This window comes from Pseudomonas sp. DVZ6 (assembly GCF_024259445.1).
Classification (GTDB): domain Bacteria; phylum Pseudomonadota; class Gammaproteobacteria; order Pseudomonadales; family Pseudomonadaceae; genus Aquipseudomonas; species Aquipseudomonas peradeniyensis.
This window is the reverse complement of record NZ_JANCLM010000110.1, coordinates 1-551: the sequence shown is the minus strand read 5'-3', so window position 1 is coordinate 551 and position 551 is coordinate 1. Positions and strand designations below refer to the sequence as shown.

At 59.7% G+C, this 551-nt stretch carries 1 protein-coding gene; it reads left to right on the top strand.

Translation table 11 applies throughout. From position 1 onward, the window contains the following. The coding region (locus NMG10_RS25850; protein WP_254465382.1) for an immunoglobulin-like domain-containing protein at positions 1 to 551 on the top strand (551 nt) is incomplete at both ends.

The window sequence follows — 551 nt, the reverse complement described above, 5'->3', positions numbered from 1 at the left end:
AACTTCGAGAAGCTCACGCTGGGTGACAACACCGTCACCACGACCGTGACTGACGAGCCGGGCACCGGTACTCCGGGCACCGATAACCAGGGTGACAAGGTCACTGTCACCATCGTCGGCAAAGGCGATGTCACCGAAGACCAGCAGCCAGCCTTCACCGTCAAGGTCAGCCAGAAACTGGACCATGACCTGACTGTCACCCTGTCCAATGGCGACAAGGTCGTTATTCCGGCCGGCCAGACCGAAGCCGAATATAAAGCCAAGGCCCAAGGCGATGACGTCTTCAAGGACGGCGACACCCTGACCGTCGGCATCACCGATGCCGCCGTTGATGGCAAGGCCTTTGAAAATCTGGAACTAGGCGGTAACGCTTCCGTCCAGATCACCGACACCGTCAGTGAAGTGGTCGCGACCCTGACTGCGGACAAGACCACCGTCACCGAAGGTGGCCAGATCACCTACACCGTGACCTTGACCAATGCCCAAGGGCTGCCGGTCAACGGCCACAATGGCCTGACCTTCACCCTGACCGACGGCACCAAGGTCACCAT